Source organism: Bacteroidota bacterium (assembly GCA_013360915.1).
GTDB lineage: Bacteria > Bacteroidota > JABWAT01 > JABWAT01 > JABWAT01 > JABWAT01.
The window spans coordinates 377,538-398,668 of sequence record JABWAT010000001.1 but is presented as its reverse complement, the minus strand read 5'-3'; the positions used below and the strand labels follow the sequence as shown (position 1 = coordinate 398,668).

Genomic DNA, 21,131 nt, shown 5'->3' with positions numbered 1-21,131 from the left:
TAAACGGTCTTGGGTTAAAGAATGAAGCTATTAAAAGCAGTTTTCCTCCTTTTGTTAATCCCTTCCCTTCTTCCTGCACAAACAATTGAGGAAGTTTTAAAGGGAAGCGTGAAAAACCCCCCGGTTTTTCACTTCAATATGATCCTGAACCGGAGTATCTATCTGGCAGATATGGCCCATATTACCTACCGGGAATTGGAATATCGGATCAAAGAGGATAAAAATTTCAGCCGCGATGCCTGGAAATCCCTTCAATTCACCAAGATTGAACCCGGGGACTATTCCTATTCCGGATCCGGGAAGGGATATCGCTTTACGTTTGAGACTCAGGAACTGTATGAACAGTTTCTGGAGTATGCACAGACTGAGAACGTAGCGAGAGAATTGCAGCGGTACAAGGAAATCCTGATGACAGGAGCCTCGCCCGACCGGTTGAAATCCTACTTTAACGACCGGGTAGAAGCGATTATGCGTTACTACAATGCGGGAAACTTCAGGGTAGCTATTCTCGGTCTCAATGACCTAATTACAGATTTTACCCCGATCTACAAATCATTGGATGACCTGTATTTCCTTCGTGGTGAGGCCAATTTCGCCCTCAGGCACTACCAGGCTGCCAGGGCAGACTATAATATTGTACTGAAACAATACAACGGCACCTCAGCTTTTACCAACAATGCCATTTACCGGCTTTTGTTTATTCATTACGTCTATGGACAGAATGAAACCCTCCTCGAGGACTGGGAAAAGCTGAAAGGGCTTATTAATGCCCAGAATTCGGTTTACTATGACATCCAGATGCTTCTGGCTGTCATCTACCACCAGCGGGAAGACTATCAGAAGGTCATTTCAACCCTTTCTGGTGTGCCACGGGAATATCCGGGCTACATGATGTCCAATTATGTCCTTGGTAATACCTATGCCATCACCGATGATGTTGATAACGCCATCCGGTTTTATGGCCGGGTGGAGCGGGAAACAGTCTGGCCATGGGACTCTAAGGCTTTGAAACAACTCAAAACATCTGCCATCCTCCAGTTGGGGTACCTCAATTACCTCAAGGGTGTCAATATGATCAAGGCTGGCGAGTTCCGGATTGAAGAAACAGTTGGCGCCAGAAAGGTGACCATTACCCCTCAAACCTATTTCGATACCGGTAAAAGTTATTTTGACCAGGTTGAAATCACTCACCCCGAATACTCTTCTGCGGTTCTGGCAGAAACCTGGATTGATTTACAGCAGGCCGATTACAATACCGCTCTTCTTAAAGTGGAAAATTACATCAATCAGGTAACCAATCAGGAACTGCTTTACCAGGCCGTTTTTCTGGAAGGTTACATCCGCCAGCGCAAGAACCCTTCCCAAACCGAAAATTCCGAAACCAGCTACAACTATGTGATCAATGGAATGATCGCACACCAGTTTTTGTCCGATTTCTACAAAAACAGGAACATTATCAATCGTCAGCGGGTAAACATGGAAGTTTATGCCGAATCGAGAAACCTTCCTCAGGCTTCTCTGGGCCCGGTTACCACCATGATTGAATCGTTGAACACCACCAGCCAGAAACTGGGTCTTTCAAGCCGACTTGAGTTCCGTAAGGACAACCGGTTGCTGAATGACCAGATTCTTGAAGAGCTGACAGCAGATATCGAGTCATTGGATAAACAAAAGGCCACTCTCCGTCAACGCGGACTGCGTGAAATGGTGACTTTTGCAGACAGCGCAATCACAGCCCTTAAGGGAATTGTTGACCGCGCCTATGCCGAACCAATCGGCAAGGATATTGTCCTGTTTGCCCAGCATGCCCCCATTCTCCTACGGTCTTCAGAGAATGCAAGTAAAGACTCCTATCGGATGCTGCGGGATGTTGCCACCCTTGAAGTGAACCGCGCCAGTGACCTTGAATCCAGAGTTCGTGGTGCCGTTTCATCGAATAAAGAACCAATGAAAAGGGACGTCATTGCTTACATGGCCGAGGTGATCGGAGATGTTAAAAACCGGTTCAACGCAGTGGAAGTCTCTTTCTATGAAGCCGACTTTTACCGGTCCCAGACCGAAATCGAACGATGGGGAGATGCTTCAGCCTTTGGTCTGACCAGTCTTTTATTCAGTGAATTTGACCGTCGGAAGACAGAGAATGAAGAAAACCTCAAGATCCGCTCTGCACTGAAGAGAGCCATTTCTGAGAAAAAAGATCAGTTTGAGCGATACATGTCCGATCTGGCAAAAATTGAATCTCAGCGACTCTTTGTCGAGCGAATCGACTCCATTAACAGCGATTTTAAAACCAAACTAACCGACTATCGTAGCGTGTATTTTGATCCGATGTCCGTTCAACCCATTCCCAAGGAATTAATGGACCGGCTGAATCCGCCACCTGCTCCTCCTGCACCGGCTACAAAGCCCGAGGATGACAAATCGAAGAAGGCAGATGCAAAGGCTACGAAAAAAAGTACATCCGGAAAAAAGGGTAAGTAACATCTTATGACAGTAAATCGAAGCCGGATCAATCGATTGTTTCTTTCTGCATGTCTGATTGCAGTGGTAGCCAGTCCTGTTTCCGGGCAGGATACGTCCATTGTCAAAGGTCGCCATATCGTGGTGACCCCTCTCGATCAGGATATTATCACCACTAAAACGAAATCGGCTGAAACCGACCGGATTTTCAAAAACTTTACCCTTCCTCAGATCGAACTGATCCTTCAGAAGACTCAGGAAAAGATAAAACTTTCCGAAGAAGAGGAGAAGCGTCTATCGGCTCTGCTCGATCAGAACAATGAACGTTTCATTCAGATTTTTCAGCGGTCAAAAATCCTCGATGAAATCCTCATGCGTCAGGCAGAAATTCTCTATGACAAGGTTCAGACCAAGTTTTATGAGGATGATGCCGAGTACAACCGAAAACTGGATGCTTATGCCAGACTGCTCGATCAATTTGAAAAGAAGGAAATCACAGAGTTACCCGAACAGCCGAAACCGGCCGTTAAGGATTTTTCCAAGGTCATTTGGCTATACGACTATGTGATCAATGAAATTCCCGAAAGTAAATATGTTCCGGATGCGCTTTATAACAAGGCCTATATTTATGGACGGGAGTTGCAGAACTCAGAAATGGGAATCCGTACCCTCGAGGTACTGACACGTAAATACCCAAACAGTCGTTATGTGCTAGAATCCAATTGGCTGATCGGTGAGTTTCTTTTTAACAGTTCCGATGATGCACGTTTGCGCCGGGCCCGGAGCCATTTCCAGAAGGTGCTCGAACTGAGTGCAGAATCAGAGTTTCCTTCCCGTCGTTTCGGGGAATCCCTGTACCGGTTGGCATGGGTAAGCTATAAGCTGAGAAGTTTCTCTGATGCCATTGCCTACTTTACATTCCTGATGGATGATATCCAGCAGAATAAAGAATTGTTTGACGGTCAGGTTATGCCTGGTTTCGTAAAGACCGAAATGCTCGATGAAGCGGCCCAGTATATTGGTATCTGTTTCATGGATATTGTCAAACGGGAATACTCACAGAAATCGGGCAGTCCGCGCACCGGTGAGGTTCTGGATCGTCTTGTGCAATATTTCGGCAATTTCAATCCTCCTAAAGCCTATGAACCCTACGTTTATGAACGGCTGGGTTTGTCCTATTCAGAAGTGGATGAAATAAAAGACGAAATCTATGTTTATGAATACATCGTTAACCGGTTTCCCCAATCAGAAAGAGCCGCCAGTTTATCCGGTAAGGTTATCGAGCTTCGTTCCCGGGAACTGAATGCGTTGACGGGGATGGCAGAACTTGCCTTGCGTGAAGAAATTTACGGGTTACGTCTGAAGTATTGGGAAACGTACAACTACCGGTCCGATTGGTACAAACAGCAATTGGATAAGTTTAATAAACAAAACGGACCCGATGCAGATCAGTCAGTGAAGGGAATCGTAGACCGGTATCTGAATGCAGCCATGTTTACTGAAGTCGATTCCACCAGTCAGAAGTACTTCATTGATAACATGGATCACAACCTGTTCTATGCCGAAACTTTTAACGGATCTCAGAGCAGGGAAGGCATCACTTCCAGCCAGGAACAGGCATTGTCTTATTACAACCGGTATGCCAATACTGTTTTTCAGTACTTTGATTTCTATTCCCGCTACGATTCGGTGGCTTATGAAAACGGATACTACCTTGGCCTTGTTCTTGACCAGCGTCTGAACCGCCAGGCTGAAGCATACCCGATCTATCTGGAGGTTTCCAGAAACCCGTTTTCCGAGCATCACCGCTTTGAAACCGCTCTGAATGCCATATCTATTGCTCAGGATCAGTTTAAACAGGAAGAAACCACCACGCCCAAAATTGGTCTTTCCTCATTGTCCCGTGCACAGGCCATGGTGGCCGATTCCACCTTGCGTGACCTGAAATTCCTGGCCTATGTGGATACACTCATGCTCACCACTGGTGAAAAGCGGCTTATAGAAGCCTATGATAATTTCGCCAGGTTGTTCCCGCATATCCAGAAGACAAAGGACTATGTTGAGAACATCTCGTTGCTTTATTTCAATAAGAATCAACTCGATGCGGTTGCCGACTGGCAGGTCATTCTTCAGAAATATTACCCTGATAAGAAAGTCAATCCTGGATATGTGACCGACCTTATGACCGGTTACTATCAGGTTAAAGACTATCCTTCTGCAGAAAAATTGGCTCGTGCCCTGATCTACATGAAGGATGCCAGCCAGAAACAAAAGGATTATGCCTGGAGCGTCTGGTCAAACAGTATTGGTCAGTATGCCATTATCATGCAGGATCGTAAGGATTATTTCGCAGCTGCTGAACAATGGTTCCGTATCTATCAGGAAACACCTAATTATAAAGAAGTCGATCAGGCCATTTATTTTGCAGCTGATAACTTCGACAAAATCAAAGAATTTAACCGGTCCAACGAACTGTACAATCTTTTGATTGAAAAATTCCCCAAATCGGTGGAACTGGTTGATAACGCCCATAAAAACATCTACGCTAACTACAAGGAAATGGGTGCCTTTTCACTGTCATCTAAACAGGCTGAGCGCAACTATTACTACTTCGCCGGTAAGAATGAAGAAACACTGGCCGAGCAGTACCTGTATTTTGCCTTTGATGATGCCAAAAAGGCACGTGATCTGAAAGAAGCCTTCAGGCTTTCAGAACTGTATGTGGAGAAATTTCCCAAGAGTCCGTTTGCAACGGAAGTCTTGTTTGGGACCATTGGTCTGCAGTCTGACCTGAAGGATGAACGGGGTGTCTTTGATGCCTACGGAAAATTTGCGGCTCAATACCCGGATGATTTCAGGACGGTTGAGGCCTTTTACCGTCGCGGTAATTACCTCGAAAGACAACAGGATTTTACCGGCGCTCAGGTTGAGTATCAGGCTGCAGCCAACCGGAACCGTGACCTGAAGGCAAAGAAATTGCCAGGAAGTCCCTATTTTGCTGGTGAGTCCCTCTATAAGATCGGTCTTGAACTACGCCGGGCCTTTGATGATATCAAAATTGATTATGCCAACAGTTCGGTTACGCTGGACAAAAAGGAAGCAGCAAAAACAACTTACTGGAACAATCAGATCGAAATCCGCGGTCTGAGCCTGGAACCGGGCGGAAGTCTGTACCGGGCGTTTGAGGCAACCTATAATATTGGAAAGACCCAGGAAATTCTGTCCAGTCAGGTGGGTGAGCGGAATGCCTCCGATGCAGGATACCGTGGTGCAGATCTTATCAAGTATCAGTCTGAAGTGTATTATGATGCAAAGAGTTTCTATGAAACCGCCTATCAGATTTATGCACAGACCTATACTTCCCTGAAACAGTTTGGGTCCACACTGAATACCCTTCTGGAGCAGAACAAAGATTCTATTACCACCAATGACATTGTCGTACCTGATTCAACACTGAAACTGCTAGCCTCACTTGACTCAACTGTTTCTGAAAAGACATCAGAAATGCTGTTCCGGGCAGCCAGAGCTCAGCATGAGGTCGTATTTCTGTTTATCAACGACCGCTCTCTGCTTGATAGTCAGACCGACCCGAACGTATACCTGCTGATTGGTGCACAGCTGATTGATGACGTAACGCCTGATATTGCGGATGCCATTTCACTGTACCGTAAAAACATCGATCTGTCTGCAGAACGGGGAGTTGAAAACCACTGGGTTCAGGAGTCGAGACAAGCCATAACCGACCTTTCCGATTTGCAGGCGACGCGCTATGTTGAATTGGTGAACTATGCCATCAATGCGTTTGATCATCTGTTTGATAATTTCCGTTCCAAGGTAGAGGTGAATGAAGAACCTCTTGGTGACGAGATCCTTAACCAGGAAAGTATCATGAATGTGGCCATTGAGAGCAATAATCAATATGTGACCACCACCATCAATTCATTTGCCACCGCTTTGAAGGTGGTTGATGCCAACAATCTCGGAAAGGATCTTCGTCTGCAGGTGGAAAACCGCGCAACCGAATTCCTACTGAAAACGGGTGACATGAATCTGGAAAGATCGCGCCGCTTGTTGCCCGTCAGAAAGCAATACGATCAGGTTTCAATTGCAGAACCGGATAAATATTGGTATCTGGATGCAACCTTTACCATTGATAACATCATCAACACACTTAAGGTAACCGGATTGTCGATTCTCGAAAACGGTATCCTTTTCATGAATGAATACGGAGTATTTACTCAGTGGACCGGCCAGATCATTACCCGGCTGATCTCGGTAGATCCTCAGACCTACGGTAAACTTCTTGGTGAAATCGATCTTCGCGGATCCCTTGTGTTTGAAACCGATCATTCCTGGCGGGCGACCACAGCCATACCGGAAAACTGGTTCCAGATTTCCCTGGATGATTCCACCTGGTTCAATGCTGAACCGACCATTTCTGCATCCGGCATGCAGGTAGATTTCTTCGATTTTCTGTCCGGACCGAAATCCTATGTGATGCAACCGGTCTGGTACTACCGCATTGATGAAGGAACACCACTTGAGTCAGAAACGGATGAGTCCGGTAACCGCATGAGCAGGTATTTCCATCTGTCTGTTTCGGATACAGATCTGGTTCAGCCTGCAGAAAACACTGAACCGGTATATACCGATACCATTCCTCAGCCGTATACCGAGCCAGCACAGGTGATGGAACAGCCTGCAGAGGCTCTTTCAACCGATTCAACCGTGTCGGTTCAGGGTGAGAATGAATTTCCGGTTACAGATTCACTTCTTCAGGTGACACAGGATTCTACTCTGAAAACGGTGCCTGATACCAATCAGGTACAATCGCTGGCCACCCCGGTTCAATTGCCGGCGCCTCCCGTCATTGTGGTGAAGAACCGGTTTGATTATCCTGAAAACAGCGTAGCCGAACAACCGGATGCATTCGAAAATCAAACCGTTCCCAACAAGGTTCTGTTCAGGAAAACCATGACCATCGATGGTGCCATTGAAACGGCAACTCTGGTGGTGGGTAAAAACCTGAAGGCCGAAATCTATCTGAATGAGAACCCGATTGATGAAACACTGGGCGAGCCCTCCGCTGATGGCAAGTCCCTGGTTGTGGATGTCAGCAAGATCCTCACCCGCGGAAAGAACGTTCTCGCGGTCAAAACCGATGCAACAGACAGTTATAATAAAAACCTGTATGCTCTCGTGAATGTTACCTACTATCCGGATGTACCCCCTGAAAAGGTACTGAACATGTTCCAGTCACAAAACGACCTGCCCGGAGTCAAACCCAAGGAACCCGAAGCAGCGCCACAAACCACCGAGCCGGCACCGCAACCGGAAGGTGAACAAAAAAGTGGAGGAGAACCGAAATGAGACCAATAACTATCTTAATTATCCTGTTTTTTGTTCTTGCCGGATCCTCCTGGTCTGAACTCATGGCACAGGCAGCACCTGCAGGTGGTGAAGGGGCCGTGATTACCATCCGTACACAGGTAATCCGTGCGAGAATCAGACGGCCAACGGTTCAGTTGGTGCCCGAACGGATTCGCCCTGATTTCACCCAGGCAAGCTCCAGTGTGGAATCATTATCCAATCAGGTTAAAGAACGTCCTAAATCCGACTTTTATATCCGCAAGGACAGTGAGTTTCCCTTGTCAATTGACACCGAGGTCCTGCTGAAACGGAATCGGAATTGAATCCCCGGGGTGTTTGTATTTTTTCAAATCACCCTTTAACTTTACCCAGTCTTAATCATTTTCTAACCAAACCAAAAACGGAGAAACCAAATGAACGCTTTGGACTTGTTCCTTAATACCTTTATTAACTCCTTCAAATTCTGGGATCACATTGATTCCAACGGAAATGCTGTGGCAGGTGACCCCTCTGCATGGTTCCAGTGGGTCATTCTGACCTTCATGGTTATCGGTATGGCAATCGTCATTGAACGTTTCTACTATGTGTATGTCCGGTCAAATATCAATGCTGGAAAATTCATGGAGCGCATCCGCCAGCATGTTCAATCGAACAACATTAAGGAAGCCATTGCCCTTGCCGAGCAATCCAAGGAAAAGGCCCTTCCTTACATCGTCCTCCGTGGTCTGAAACGCGCAGATACCTCGAAGGAATTCCGTGACATTCAGAATGCAGTTGATGAAGCAACCCTTGAAGTGATTCCCCGCCTGACCAACCGGACCGGTTATCTGGTCATGATCGCTTCGGCTTCAACTCTTCTCGGTCTGGCCGGTACGATCTTTGGTCTGATTATCGCTTTCGGTGCTGTGGGTGGAACGGCCATTCCGGCTGCTCAGAAATCACAGTATCTTGCTCAGGGTATCTCGGCCGCCATGGGTACCACGATGATGGGTCTTTTCTCTGCAATCCCGTTAACCGTACTTGTGGTTCTTATTCAGGCGAAGACCCAATCCATCATTGATGAGATTGATGAGCACACTGTAAAACTGATTAACCTTCTGACTGGCTACAAACCCGTAATTAACTAATCTGAATCCTTAACCGGGAACAAATCCCGATTACGCAGGTAAAAGTTAATAACAAGAGGTTAAAATGGCATTTAAGCCTTCACAACGAAAAAAACAGGATAACGAGTTCAAGGAACCGGATATGATTGTGGTGATGAACCTCATGGTATGTCTGATTCCATTGCTCCTGTCCTGTGCCGAGTTCGTTAAACTTGGCACAATCGAAATCAACCTGCCAACCGATTCGGGTGGCGGGGGAGGGGGAGCAACCAACACTCCCACCGAGCAGCAGAAAAAGCTTGATCTGAAGCTACTGGTTACGGATGATGGTTATACCATTCAGACTAATATTCGCGGAATCGAAAAGGGACCCGATCCCAACAATTCAGCTACAATTCCGGTAACTCCGGGCGAATATGATGTCTATGATGGTCAGGATGTTAAAAAACACTGGCCTCTCGCCGCACTGAATAACAAACTGACTGATCTGAAGAAAGAAATTGGCGAAGGCCAGTTTGCAGATGAGTTCAATATTCAGATTACGGCTGCCAACACCATCCCTTATCAGGTATTGATCAAGACCATGGATGCGGTTAAAGCCAAATACAATGAACAAAGCAAAGAGATTGAGCTGGTTTTATTTCCCAGCATCTCCTTGGGTGTAAACATTAATTAGGAGAGCTGATCAATGGCATTTGCACCCAGTAAGGGAAAAAAACACAGATTTAGTTCAGGTGGGGTCTCTCTGACCTCGCTTATGGATGCGATGACAATTATTCTTCTGTTTCTGCTGAACCAGTTTTCTGCCGAAGGTGCACTGGTTACTGAAGCAGAGGGTTTGCGTTTGCCGGAATCCATTAACCTGGACAAACCGAAAAAAACAGCTACTATTGCTGTCTCTAAGCTCGGTCTCCTATTCAATGACGACTATGTTTCCGCTCCGGAAGAGTATTTGGGGCCTGTCGATCCTGAAACTGGGTTTATGATCAAAAAGTTGTTTGATATTCTTGATGCACGTGCACAGGAATTAATTGACTTAGGTGATGGCCCGGATGGTGAGCCCCTGTTTACTGGAGAAATCCTGATACAGGGTGACAAAGGTCTCGATTATACCTCGTTCATAAAGGTTGTGTATACTGCCTCGCAGGCAGGATTTACCAAAATTAAGCTGATAACTGTGGAGGGTAACTGATGAAAAACCATAAAAGCGGTGATCAGACACAACCAAATGAAGTAATGCAGGCGGTTAATCCGAAGGCAACAGCTGTAATGGCTGCACAAAGCCGCGCATTTCCGGATGAATTTAAACAAACATTCTGGGAAGGGATTGACAAAAGGTATGCAGGAATCCTGTTAGCGACCTTCGGGGTTGTTTACGGTGCCATGTTTACCATGTTACTTACTTACGAGCCTCCAGATCAATCTGCAGTGAATGAAATGATCAAGCAGGCATTCATGCAAAAAATTCTGAAACGTTCTGCTGCTCTTGAATTGGATACCCCTAAGGAAGAAATCAAAACCGACAATGTTGTTGCGGCCGAAGAAAAGAAAGAGGCTGCTGCTGAAAAGGCGACCACCAAGGGTAAAACCCGCGAAGAAGCCACTTCAGAAGAGTTTAAACAACAACGTGCGGAAGCAGCTGCTGCTGCAAAGGCTCAGTACCAGGCCAATGTTGCTGCACAGGCAAGTGCCGCGATTGCTGCCCTTGCCGGCCGGTCCCGTACGGGTCGTGCTTCCTCAGCCGGAACTGCTACCGATGTGTTGAGTTCTGCTACCAGTACAGGTGACCTTGGGGCCATTCTGAAGTCTGGTGCCGGACAGCAAGGCATGGGCTTTGGAAATGCTACCCGTGAAGACGTGGGACGTGGCGGAGCAGTCGGTGCAAAACTGGGTGCAGTTGGTGCTGCCCGCGGATTGGGAGCCGGAACCGGTGTTGGTGATGCTCTTGGTCGCAGCGGTAACATCAAATCAAGTCTCTCCACCGGAAAAATCAAATCATCTGGTTCCTCCTCGCGTGGAGTGGATGAGTTGACCAGTGTGATTGATGAGCATTCACGTGCTATCACGGCCTGCTACGAACAGGAAAAGGTTAAAGATCCGAGTCTTCGCGGACAGATTGTGGTGGAATTACGGATTTCACCGGACGGTCGCGTGGTAGGTCCCCGGATTGCTTCCAGTACCATGAAGAATGCCAATGTTGAACGTTGTATTCTCAACAAGGTTCGTCTGTGGCAGTTCAGCACGGTAACGGATAAACAACCTCAGGTTCTGAACATACCGTACGTATTCGCAGATTAATTTTTACTTTCCGTTTTGGTTTAAAAACCAGGTTTGTTTAAACCTGGTTTTTTTTTATTTGATGAGGACAAGATGTCTGAGCAATTAACTACTCATTATCGCCAGTTTTCCTGCGGGGAACTGACGGACTCACAAGTTGGTAAAAAGGTCATCCTGAGTGGGTGGGCGGCCAGAGTGAGAGATCACGGAGGGGTTCTGTTTGTGGATCTCCGCGATCGGTATGGAAAAACCCAGGTTGTTTTTGAACCCGAGAATAAGCCTGTCTATGAAAAGGCCAAAGAATTACGCAATGAATGGGTCATCCAGGTAACCGGATCGGTACGGTTACGACCCGAAAACAGTCGCAATCTGAACCTGAAAACAGGTCTGGTGGAAGTCGTTGCTACAGAAATTACTATATTGAATGCAGCACAGGCACTTCCGTTTCAGATAGAAGGAACAGAAGAAGTCAATGAAGACCTGAGACTCAAGTATCGCTTTCTGGATCTGAGAAAAGAAGCCCTCCAGCAAAAAATTATTCTGCGATCCCAGATGACCCAAAGCATCAGGGATTATTTCCACAAGCAACAGTTTGTTGAAGTGGAAACCCCGGTTCTGATGAAGTCCACTCCTGAGGGAGCAAGAGATTTTCTGGTTCCGTCCCGTGTGAATCCGGGGAAGTTTTTTGCTCTGCCGCAGTCTCCTCAAACGTATAAGCAAATCCTGATGGTCAGCGGATTTGACCGGTATTTTCAGATTGTTAAATGTTTCCGGGATGAAGATCTGCGGGCTGACCGTCAGCCTGAGTTCACCCAGGTCGATATCGAGATGGCATTTGTGGATCAGGAAGATATACAGAATGTATCTGAAGGAATGGTGAAACAACTGTTTCGCGAAATCCTGAATGTGGATGTGAAGACCCCCTTCCCGCGTATGGATTTTGAAGAAGCCATGCATGTCTATGGTTCCGATAAACCCGATCTACGGAATCCATTAAAGATTCAGGAGATCCGTTTTACCGCTCCGACCGGATTCAAAGTGTTTGATTCCATGTCGGAAGAGGGAAGTCTGATCAGTGGAATCAGAGTCCCGGCGCCTCTGGTCCTCAGTCGTAATCTCTATGATGACATGGTGGACCGCTATAAAAAGGGGGGCCTCGCCGGATTGATTCTCTTCCGTATGGGAGAACAGCTTGAAGGTCCGGTCGTCAAGCATCTGACACCTGAAGCAATTTCGAATCTGGTCCGGACTTTCGGTCTGGCAGCCGGTGATCAATTGTTACTGAGTACAGGTGCCGGGTATAAATACATGACCATCATGGGCAATCTCCGGCAGGAGCTGGGACGGCATTTCAATCTGATCGATGAAAAGGCCTACTCATTTCATTGGGTTACCAATTTCCCATTGTTGGATTGGGATGAGGAAGAGAAGCGGTGGGTGGCCATGCACCATCCATTTACCTCTCCCCGGAATGAAGACATGGACAAAATGGGTACAGACAGTGGCTCTATCCGTGCAAAGGCATACGATCTGGTTCTTAATGGCAGTGAAATTGCAGGTGGTTCCATCAGAATATTCAAGCCGGAGCTACAATCCAAGATGTTTGAATTGTTGGGAATCGGCCCTGAAGAAGCAAAGGAGAAGTTTGGTTTTCTTCTGGATGCCTTCAAATACGGAGCTCCGCCTCATGGCGGCATTGCATTCGGATTGGACCGGCTGGCCATGATCATGACTCAATCTTCCTCCATCCGAGATGTCATCGCGTTTCCCAAAAATTCGAATGCGCAGAGTCTGATGGATAGCGCCCCTTCTGGAGTTGCCGAGAAGCAACTAAGGGAACTGTACATCAGAAGTACCTGGAACCCCGATAAATAAGGACAAGCCGGGTCTTCAGATCAGACTCAGGATTAGTTTTTTACTAAAAGACCCTGAAGCCTTTTGTACTTGGTGGAATGGGGTGTATTATTGTGAAAACAGGGCGGTTTTGATGTCTTTTGGGTAAAATGACCCGATTGACATTTAAAATGTCTTCTTTTACCTTTACGAACGCTTTTAAAGTGAAATAATCAGTTCAACATAAAGGAATCTCCCAATGCTATTCTCCCTTCTTCTGTTGCAGGACCTCACCCAAACTCCTACCTACGACCTGAATTGGATCATTCAAAAATTCAATGAAGGTGGGTTGTTCATGTGGCCTATTCTTGTATGTCTCATCATTGGATTATCCGTTGCCATTGCCAAGCTGTGGACGCTGAACCGTGCATCCATCAACACAAGAAAATTCCTTGTTGAAGTTAAACAGGCTTTGGATGAAGGGGGAATCAAGGCTGCCGAAGAGAAATGTGCCAACACCCGTGGTCCGATCGCCGCTGTGTTTCAGGCTGGTCTCCTGCGCGCCGAAGAGGGTATTGATGCCGCTGAAAAAGCAATCGTTGCCTATGGCCAGATCGAGATGAGTTTCCTTGAAAGAGGACTGATTGTGATTTCGACCATGATTTCACTTGCTCCGATGCTCGGGTTTACCGGAACGGTACAAGGGATGGTTGATGCATTTGATGCTATCAAGGCGGCAAAAGACATTTCTCCTGACGTTGTGGCTGGTGGTATTGCTGTCGCTCTTTTGACCACCTTGTTTGGTCTGGTTGTGGCTATGATCCTTCAGGTGTTTTATAACTACTTTGTATCCAAGATCGACCGGATTGTGATCGATATGGAAGAATCTTCCATCGAACTCATTGACTCCCTGGTCATGATTCAGCGCGGTAAAAAGGTTTCCGGTAAATAATCTTACCATCAGGTAACCAGTATGCCACACATCAAACGCAAAAAAAAGCCAGATCCGGAAATTCCATCCGCATCCATGGCTGATATCGCCTTCCTACTGCTGATCTTCTTCATGGTGACCACCACCATTGACGTTGATACCGGTATCGGATTGGTGCTTCCGCCTCCTCCAACGGATGAACCACCCCCTCCTGTTAAAGCCCGGAATATCATGAATATTCTGGTGAACAGTGCAGGACAGGTGCTGGTTAATAATGAGGAATCCTCTATCGCCCAGATTCGTGAGATTGCCAAAAAGCATATCACCAACCGGGGAGCGGATCCAAACTTTTCTGAAGGACCCGATAAAGCTCTCATTTCTGTAAAAGTGGATCGTGAAACCAGTTATAACATCTTCATGGATGTATATGACGAGCTGAACATCGCTTACTCTGAAATCAGAGATGCAGAGGCACGGTCCAAATTCGGGACCACATTTGAAAAGCTTGGTGATGATCAGAAAAAACAGATTACTGCCATATATGGCAAAAAGATTTCCTTTGCTGAACCAGAGCGGGTTAAATAAGGAGACAGTATGAAATTTCAGAAGAAATCTGCCAATGTTAAGCAGGAAATTCCAACTGCCTCTATGCCCGACATCATTTTCATGCTTTTGTTCTTTTTCATGGTGACAACCACCTTGAGGGATACCACCCTTCTGGTTCAGTTTGTTCTGCCGAATGCAAAGGCCATTGAAAAGATTGATAAAAAACGGTTTGTTTCTTACATCTTCGTCGGAAACAATGACCAGATTCAGGTTGATGATGCCATTGTGGACGACCTGGACGTGCTGGTACCGGTTTTCTCTGAAAAACGGCGTGCAATCCCCCAGTTAATCGTATCGTTGCGTGTGGATAAAGAGCAGAAGATGGGTATCGTAACTGACATCCAGCAACGTTTACGGGATGCTGATGCACTTCGTATCAATTATTCAGCCAAGCCAGAAGATTAATTTCTGATTGGCTGAACTCACACCCCGGGAGGATTCAATGAAGAAGATGGTTTTGTGGTTTGCTGGTTTTCTGATGGTTGCAGTGGTAGCGGTTTCCCCCGTTTCCGGGCAAACACAGTATGGACGTATCAGCGGAAAAGTCATTGACCAGGCTACGAACAACGGCCTCCCGTTTGTGACGGTGTATCTCTACCTTGGTGAGCAGCAAAAACTTTCTGCAAGAAGTAATTCGGGCGGAAATTTTTCATTTGTTAACGTTCAGCCTGATGTCTATACAATACGGACATCTAAATCGGGTTATTCGGAATATGCCAAGCAATTGCGGGTAAATCCCAATTTTACCACCAAGCTTTACATTCCGCTGACCGCTGGTGAAGGGACTGCGGCCAAACCAATTGCCCTTGCCGACAATGTGGTTCCTGCTGCTCCTCCTCAGGAAAAACCGGCTGCCATACCGGTTTCAAATACTCCCACTGTTACCACACCCGCAGTTAAGGAAACACCTGCTGTGACGGTTGCCCAGGCTCCTGCCGTTAAGCAGGAACCTGTACAGCCTGTCAGCAAACCGGTTGAAACACCGGCACAACCCGTTGTTCAACCACCGGTTGTGACACCAGTAGCGGCCGCACCTGTTCAGGCACAGACACAAACTGCTGCTATTCAGCAGGAAGAACTCGAAGCAATCAATGACGATACGAAAATTTATGAGGTTACAGAAGTGAGTCCTGAGATAGAAGGCGGGCCACCTGCAATCTATAAAATTCTGAAATATCCCGAAATCGCCATGATGCTGAAAGTGGAAGGAACAGTCGTGTGCCGGGTTTACATCGATAAAGATGGTACCCCGATTAATACAGAAGTTCTTAAGTCGGTTCACCCTGCTCTGGATAAGGCTGCACAGGATGCATTGTTTAATGTTCGTTACACACCCGGTATGCAGGGTGGAGTTCCTGTGCAAACCATGTTCACCATGCCCATTAAGTTCAAATTGGGTAAATAATTTCATCGGGGTGTAGCGCAGCCTGGTAGCGCGTTCGGTTCGGGACCGAGAGGTCGTAGGTTCAAATCCTATCACCCCGACTTTTCCTTTGCTTTCCCACTATCTCACTCAGCTTTATGATCGGTTCAATGATGAATCGTTCATTAAAACAGATCCCATTTCAATTGTTCATGCTTACAGGAATCCAGTCGATATTGAATGGGTCGGATTGCTGGTATCAGCCTATTCTTTTGGCCGAGTTTCACTGATTCTGCGATTCTTTTCTGATCTCATGCCTTGTTTTGGCGACTCATTGGTTGGCGGGCTGACAGAAATGAATGAAAAAGATATTCGACAGATAGGTGAGTCCAGACCGTATCGTTTTTATTCCGGGGCCGATCTGGCCACTTTGTTAATGTTTATCCGGATGATGGTGCTGGAAGGGAAGTCGCCTGCAGATTTTCTGGAAGAGAATCATGATGGATTGAATGACAGGGCTTTGTATGAGGAATGGGGTCGGTTTCTGGAGAAATCCGACCGATGGACACCGGGCACCCGTTACATGTTTCCCGATCCGGCGGGTTCCTCGGGCCGGAAGCGGTTCATGATGTACTACCGGTGGATGGTAAGGCAGGACCGGATTGATTTTGGGCTCTGGACTCATCTTTCTCCATCCAGCCTGATTTTTCCATTGGATACACATACCTCCCGGTTGTGTTACTATCTTGGTTTATCAGAGGCCAGACGGACCGACATGAGAACAGCCACCCTGATAACACAACGACTAAAGGAAATTGACCCGAAAGACCCGGTAAAGTTTGATTTCGGACTCAGCCGGCTTGGAATACTGAACCACTGTCCATCGGCACGGCAACCGGAAATCTGTGAGGACTGTTCTCTTTATCCGGTTTGCGCCAGGTAACAGATACGGCATCACATAAGGTAACGATTTCTGGATTACTTGTCTTTAGTAATCAAAATTATCATATTTAGCCTTACACCAGAGACTTCGAGGAGTTTCCCCATGCACGTCGATCCGAATACGATTCCCATTTTCCAGGGTATATCTCAGGAGGAAATGGATCAGATTATCAAATATGCCTTTATCAAGACATTTGATACCGGATACGTGTTATTCAGGGAAAATCTGATTGTTGGCCAGATCATGTATGTGGTTCTTTCCGGTTCAGTTGAAATTACCAAGAAAGACAACACAGGGAAGGAAAGTACCATTGCGGTGCTGGGTCCCGGAGCTTGTATTGGTGAAATGTCCCTGTTCGAGCAGGAAAAGCGTTCTGCATCCGCTCTTATTAAAGACCGTGCAGAGCTTTTGGTCATGCCGAAGTACAATTTTGACCGGATGCTGCAGAGCCGGCCTAATGAAACAATCAAGATTCTGCTGAATTTTATCAAGGTCATGAGCCAGCGGCTGCGTGATACCACCCAGAAACTGGTGGCTCATCAGGCTGAAGGTGGTATTCCTGATGCTCCTGCAGGTGCCGCCAGTCCTGCCTCCACCGGACAGATGTCAGTTCAGGATGTGAAGGCCCGTGCTGCACAGGCCCCTGCCGGTGAACAACGGATTCAATTGGAAGCAAACATCGCCGGAGGCACTTTCCCAACCAAGGATGGAAGGTCCTCTGAGGTCTTTATCCTGACCCTCGAAGAACTTCAGAATGAAAACCTCATGAAAATTCTGGAGCAAAAACGGGTAACCGGTATGAGCCAGGAAAACGGTACCCGGCTGCTGATGATCAGAGATCTTCTGAATTATTACCTCCAGATACCCGTGGAAGAACTTCAGCTGAAAGTCAGAGAAATGGAACTTCGTTTCAGATCACGTGGGAAGAAGTAACCTGGACAAACCTGCTTTCCAAACCATGTTCTATTCTGCAGCCGGTCTATGACCGGCTTTGCTTTTTCATTTACCAATCAACCTAAACAAAAAAAATCACTCATCAGCCATGGCCAAAATAACCAGTCGTTCACAGGACTACTCCCAATGGTACATTGATATCGTTCTTCATGCAAAACTGGCAGACTATGCTCCCGTCAGGGGATGCATGGTTATTCGTCCCAATGGGTATGCCATCTGGGAAAAAATGCAGAAAGCATTGGATGACATGTTTAAAGCAACCGGACATGTGAATGCCTATTTCCCCCTGTTCATACCTGAAAGCTTCATGAATAAAGAAGCTGAGCACGTTGAGGGATTTTCACCAGAATGTGCGGTTGTTACCCACGGGGGAGGAAAGGAGCTCGAAGAAAAGCTGTACGTCAGGCCGACCAGTGAAACCATTATCTGGAGCATGTACAAAAAGTGGATCCAATCCTACCGGGATCTTCCTCTGCTGTATAATCAGTGGGCGAACGTGGTCCGGTGGGAAATGCGTACCCGGCTGTTTTTGAGAACCACGGAATTCTTATGGCAGGAAGGTCATACCGCCCATGAAACTGCAGAGGAAGCCGAAGCAGAAACCATGAAAATGGTTCGCGTGTATCAGCGGTTTGCAGAGGACTTTATGGCGGTGCCGGTGATTGTCGGTAAGAAGACTGATTCTGAGAAGTTTGCCGGTGCAGTACATACCTATTGTATTGAAGCCCTGATGCAGGATAACAAGGCCTTGCAGGCGGGTACTTCACATCATCTTGGTCAGAATTTTGCCAAAGCGTTCGACGTGACCTTTCAGGACAAATCTGGCCAGCAGCAGTATGTTTATGCGACCAGTTGGGGGGTCTCGACCCGGTTGATCGGGGCATTGATTATGTCTCACAGCGATGATCAGGGATTGGTATTACCACCCCGTCTTGCACCAACCCAGGTTGTTATCATTCCCATTTTCAAGTCGGATGAGGAAAAGCAAGCGGTACTGGAAACAGCCCGTCAAATAGAGAAAACACTGGTTCGTGCAGGACACAGTGTGTTTGTGGACGATCGTGACCAGTATAAACCAGGCTGGAAATTCAACGAGTATGAGATGCTGGGTGTACCGGTACGGATCGAAATTGGTCCCAGGGATCTGGCTCAGGGATTATGCACAATAGCCAGACGGGACACCGGTGAAAAACAGGCATTGGCTCTGGACCGCGTGGCAACTGAAGTTCCCACCCTGCTGGAAACCATTCAGACTTCTATGCTTGAGCGCGCGAGGGTTCGCCTTCAGTCAAAAATATTCACAGTAAATGATTATGCTGGATTGTTGGATATTGTCACCAATGAAAAGGGATTTGCACGGGCACACTGGTGCGGAAGTGCGGATTGCGAAACAAAGGTGAAAGATGAAACCAAGGCTACCATTCGTTGTATTCCGTTTGATGAACCTGCCGAAAAGGGTGCATGTGCGGTTTGCGGCGGTTCTTCGGAGCGCCGGGTTCTGTTTTCGAAAGCATACTGATCAGTTTGCTGAAAAGCGGGTACGGATAAACTGAAGGGTTTCGCGGAAAGATCCTGCCCACCAATCAACCGACGGGATGGTATCGCGGAAGGAATTAAGACCCGACCCACCGACGATTAAGTGCCCGCCGGTATTTTTGAGTGAACGGCCTATTTTTTCGACGGCCTCCGGAATCGGAGAGTTTTGATCGGGTGCAATGGTCGATCCGAGGATGAGTACCGAAGGTGGTTGGCGCCTGATGGCATTTTCGATACTGAAAATCGGAGAATTGGCTCCCAGATAGTGGATGTTCCAACCTTCCCGGTCGAGGAGAATTCCCATGCATTTGGCTGGTATTTCATGGAAATCGTTTTCAAGAACTGCAATCAGAGCATGATGAGGGTTTCTCGGAAGACGGGTTGATGAAAATTGCAACCGGATGAGGCTATCGAAAATGGCTGCGGTTGCTGCATGTTCTTCATCGACGGAAACTTTTCCCATTTCCCAATCGGTGCCGATTCTGACAAGGACCGGTGACAGCAGGTAATCGAACAGATCAGCAAGGGGGTAGTCGTGCATTCCCAAAATGGTGAGAAAGTTAAAAATCTCGTTGCTGTCTGCCAGCAAGGCCAGCCGGTAGAAGTGGGGAATAAGAATCCCGTAATCTCGGTACCGGATGGCCACCGGCAGGTTGTCATCATCACGACGCTGAAACAGCTGATCTGAAAATGGAACGGATCCCAGGTTGTTGACTCTCAGAAAATCATTCACATCTTCCAGTCTGAATTTCCGGTGTCCTCCGGGAGTACGGATGCATTTTATTTTACCTGAATCGGTCCACCGTTTCACAGAGGACTCGTTAACGCCGAGCATGTCGGCGACTTCTTTAGAAGAAAATATCTGATCTGGTTTCATGAAGGATTCAGGCAAAGGATAAGTTGGTTAGTCAATGACATCCATAACAAAAATAGCCTGGTTTGCAATTCCCGTTTCAGTCACTTTGCATCTCATTGTGTTTCTGGTGCTTTTTTTTAGTCAGTCATGGAAGGGAGCAAAGCAGGAGGGAATTACAGAGCCGGTGGAAATCATGACGGGTAAAACCCGTGAAACCGATATTCTGGTGGATACCGGTTGGAAAAGAGCAGACGAACCCGGAATAAACAAGGGTTTGCGAAATCAGGCCGGTTACTCGGAAACTCCGAGTGAGGTAACTGACGGGGAGGCATGGAAAAAAGGTCGGCCAGTGGAAGGAAGGACGGCGAACCCGGAAACGAAGTCCGGTCAGGACCTTTCACCCGGAAACACCGATAAGCAGGAAAACAAACCTTCTGAACACACTGGCACTGCACAGCCGGGGGGTGAAGCAGGCATGTATGAAGACCGGAAGGGATTTTCACGGCAGGGATCCTTTCAGCTCAGTTCCTATGAGTGGGACTATGCTCCGTATATGTCCGCATGGATCAGAACAATCCAAAGGGAATGGATTGAGCCCCTCAGTTACATTGCAGGTCAGGGAAGGGGAGGTCGGGTGATGGTTAAAGTAGAAGTAACCACGGCAGGCAAACTAAAAACGCTTGATGTGCTATACTCCAATGTTAATAAGGAGATGACCGAATCGGCCGTTCGGGCCGTTATGAGGTCATTTGACCGGCCAGGGTTGCCTCAGCCATTTCCGGATTCTGTGCTTGCGGTAACCTTTTCGATGGTTTATCCGGTTCTGTAAATCACAGAAACCAGTCAAGCCGTAAAGATTACTTTGCATGGCCGTCAATCAATCCTTATTTTAGGTA

At 47.1% G+C, this 21,131-nt stretch carries 17 protein-coding genes and 1 tRNA gene; 17 read left to right on the top strand and 1 reads right to left on the bottom strand.

The window, feature by feature from the left end:
- The first annotated feature begins 108 nt into the window (after positions 1–108).
- The 16 genes from HUU10_01770 (at position 109) to HUU10_01695 (ending at position 19,362) form a co-directional block, all read left to right on the top strand.
- A complete protein-coding gene (locus tag HUU10_01770; protein NUQ80313.1) occupies positions 109–2,481 on the top strand; it encodes a hypothetical protein in 2,373 nt (790 codons plus the stop codon).
- A 6-nt stretch (positions 2,482–2,487) separates the two neighbouring features.
- The gene (locus tag HUU10_01765) at positions 2,488–7,830 is read left to right on the top strand and encodes a hypothetical protein (protein NUQ80312.1); all 5,343 of its coding nucleotides are present in this window, start codon (positions 2,488–2,490) and stop codon (positions 7,828–7,830) included.
- A complete protein-coding gene (locus tag HUU10_01760) occupies positions 7,827–8,153 on the top strand; it encodes a hypothetical protein (GenBank protein ID NUQ80311.1) in 327 nt (108 codons plus the stop codon). Before HUU10_01765 ends, HUU10_01760 begins: the two co-directional genes overlap by 4 nt.
- 90 nt (positions 8,154–8,243) lie before the next feature.
- A complete protein-coding gene (locus HUU10_01755) occupies positions 8,244–8,957 on the top strand; it encodes a MotA/TolQ/ExbB proton channel family protein (protein ID NUQ80310.1) in 714 nt (237 codons plus the stop codon).
- A gap of 64 nt (positions 8,958–9,021) precedes the next feature.
- Entirely contained in the window at positions 9,022–9,612 is a 591-nt protein-coding gene (locus HUU10_01750) for a biopolymer transporter ExbD (GenBank protein NUQ80309.1), read from the top strand.
- A gap of 12 nt (positions 9,613–9,624) precedes the next feature.
- Complete coding sequence (locus tag HUU10_01745) at positions 9,625–10,128, top strand: biopolymer transporter ExbD (protein NUQ80308.1); 504 nt, start codon at positions 9,625–9,627, stop codon at positions 10,126–10,128.
- On the top strand, positions 10,128–11,234 hold the full coding sequence (locus tag HUU10_01740; GenBank protein NUQ80307.1) for an AgmX/PglI C-terminal domain-containing protein: 1,107 nt from the start codon (positions 10,128–10,130) through the stop codon (positions 11,232–11,234). Before HUU10_01745 ends, HUU10_01740 begins: the two co-directional genes overlap by 1 nt.
- Before the next feature lie 72 nt (positions 11,235–11,306).
- Complete coding sequence (gene aspS / locus HUU10_01735; protein ID NUQ80306.1) at positions 11,307–13,088, top strand: aspartate--tRNA ligase; 1,782 nt, start codon at positions 11,307–11,309, stop codon at positions 13,086–13,088.
- 217 nt (positions 13,089–13,305) lie between these two features.
- On the top strand, positions 13,306–13,998 hold the full coding sequence (locus HUU10_01730) for a MotA/TolQ/ExbB proton channel family protein (GenBank protein NUQ80305.1): 693 nt from the start codon (positions 13,306–13,308) through the stop codon (positions 13,996–13,998).
- A 21-nt stretch (positions 13,999–14,019) separates the two neighbouring features.
- Positions 14,020–14,562, top strand: coding sequence for a biopolymer transporter ExbD (locus tag HUU10_01725; GenBank protein NUQ80304.1), 543 nt, complete (start codon positions 14,020–14,022; stop codon positions 14,560–14,562).
- A 9-nt stretch (positions 14,563–14,571) separates the two neighbouring features.
- Positions 14,572–14,988 (top strand): biopolymer transporter ExbD, encoded by a 417-nt coding sequence (locus HUU10_01720; protein ID NUQ80303.1) that lies wholly within the window; start codon positions 14,572–14,574, stop codon positions 14,986–14,988.
- A gap of 37 nt (positions 14,989–15,025) precedes the next feature.
- Complete coding sequence (locus HUU10_01715; protein ID NUQ80302.1) at positions 15,026–15,988, top strand: TonB family protein; 963 nt, start codon at positions 15,026–15,028, stop codon at positions 15,986–15,988.
- A 6-nt stretch (positions 15,989–15,994) separates the two neighbouring features.
- Positions 15,995–16,068, top strand: a tRNA-Pro gene (locus tag HUU10_01710).
- 8 nt (positions 16,069–16,076) lie between these two features.
- Positions 16,077–16,889, top strand: coding sequence for a TIGR02757 family protein (locus HUU10_01705; protein NUQ80301.1), 813 nt, complete (start codon positions 16,077–16,079; stop codon positions 16,887–16,889).
- Positions 16,890–16,991: 102 nt separating this feature from the next.
- Positions 16,992–17,822: a Crp/Fnr family transcriptional regulator gene (locus HUU10_01700; GenBank protein NUQ80300.1), complete on the top strand. Its 831-nt coding sequence runs from the start codon at positions 16,992–16,994 to the stop codon at positions 17,820–17,822.
- A gap of 109 nt (positions 17,823–17,931) precedes the next feature.
- Positions 17,932–19,362: a proline--tRNA ligase gene (locus tag HUU10_01695; GenBank protein ID NUQ80299.1), complete on the top strand. Its 1,431-nt coding sequence runs from the start codon at positions 17,932–17,934 to the stop codon at positions 19,360–19,362.
- Here the strand turns inward: HUU10_01695 and HUU10_01690 are convergent, their stop codons facing one another.
- A complete protein-coding gene (locus HUU10_01690; GenBank protein ID NUQ80298.1) occupies positions 19,363–20,256 on the bottom strand; it encodes a helix-turn-helix domain-containing protein in 894 nt (297 codons plus the stop codon).
- 34 nt (positions 20,257–20,290) lie between these two features.
- On the opposite strand from HUU10_01690, the gene HUU10_01685 reads away from it, so the two are divergent.
- Entirely contained in the window at positions 20,291–21,064 is a 774-nt protein-coding gene (locus HUU10_01685) for an energy transducer TonB (GenBank protein NUQ80297.1), read from the top strand.
- Positions 21,065–21,131 lie beyond the last annotated feature (67 nt).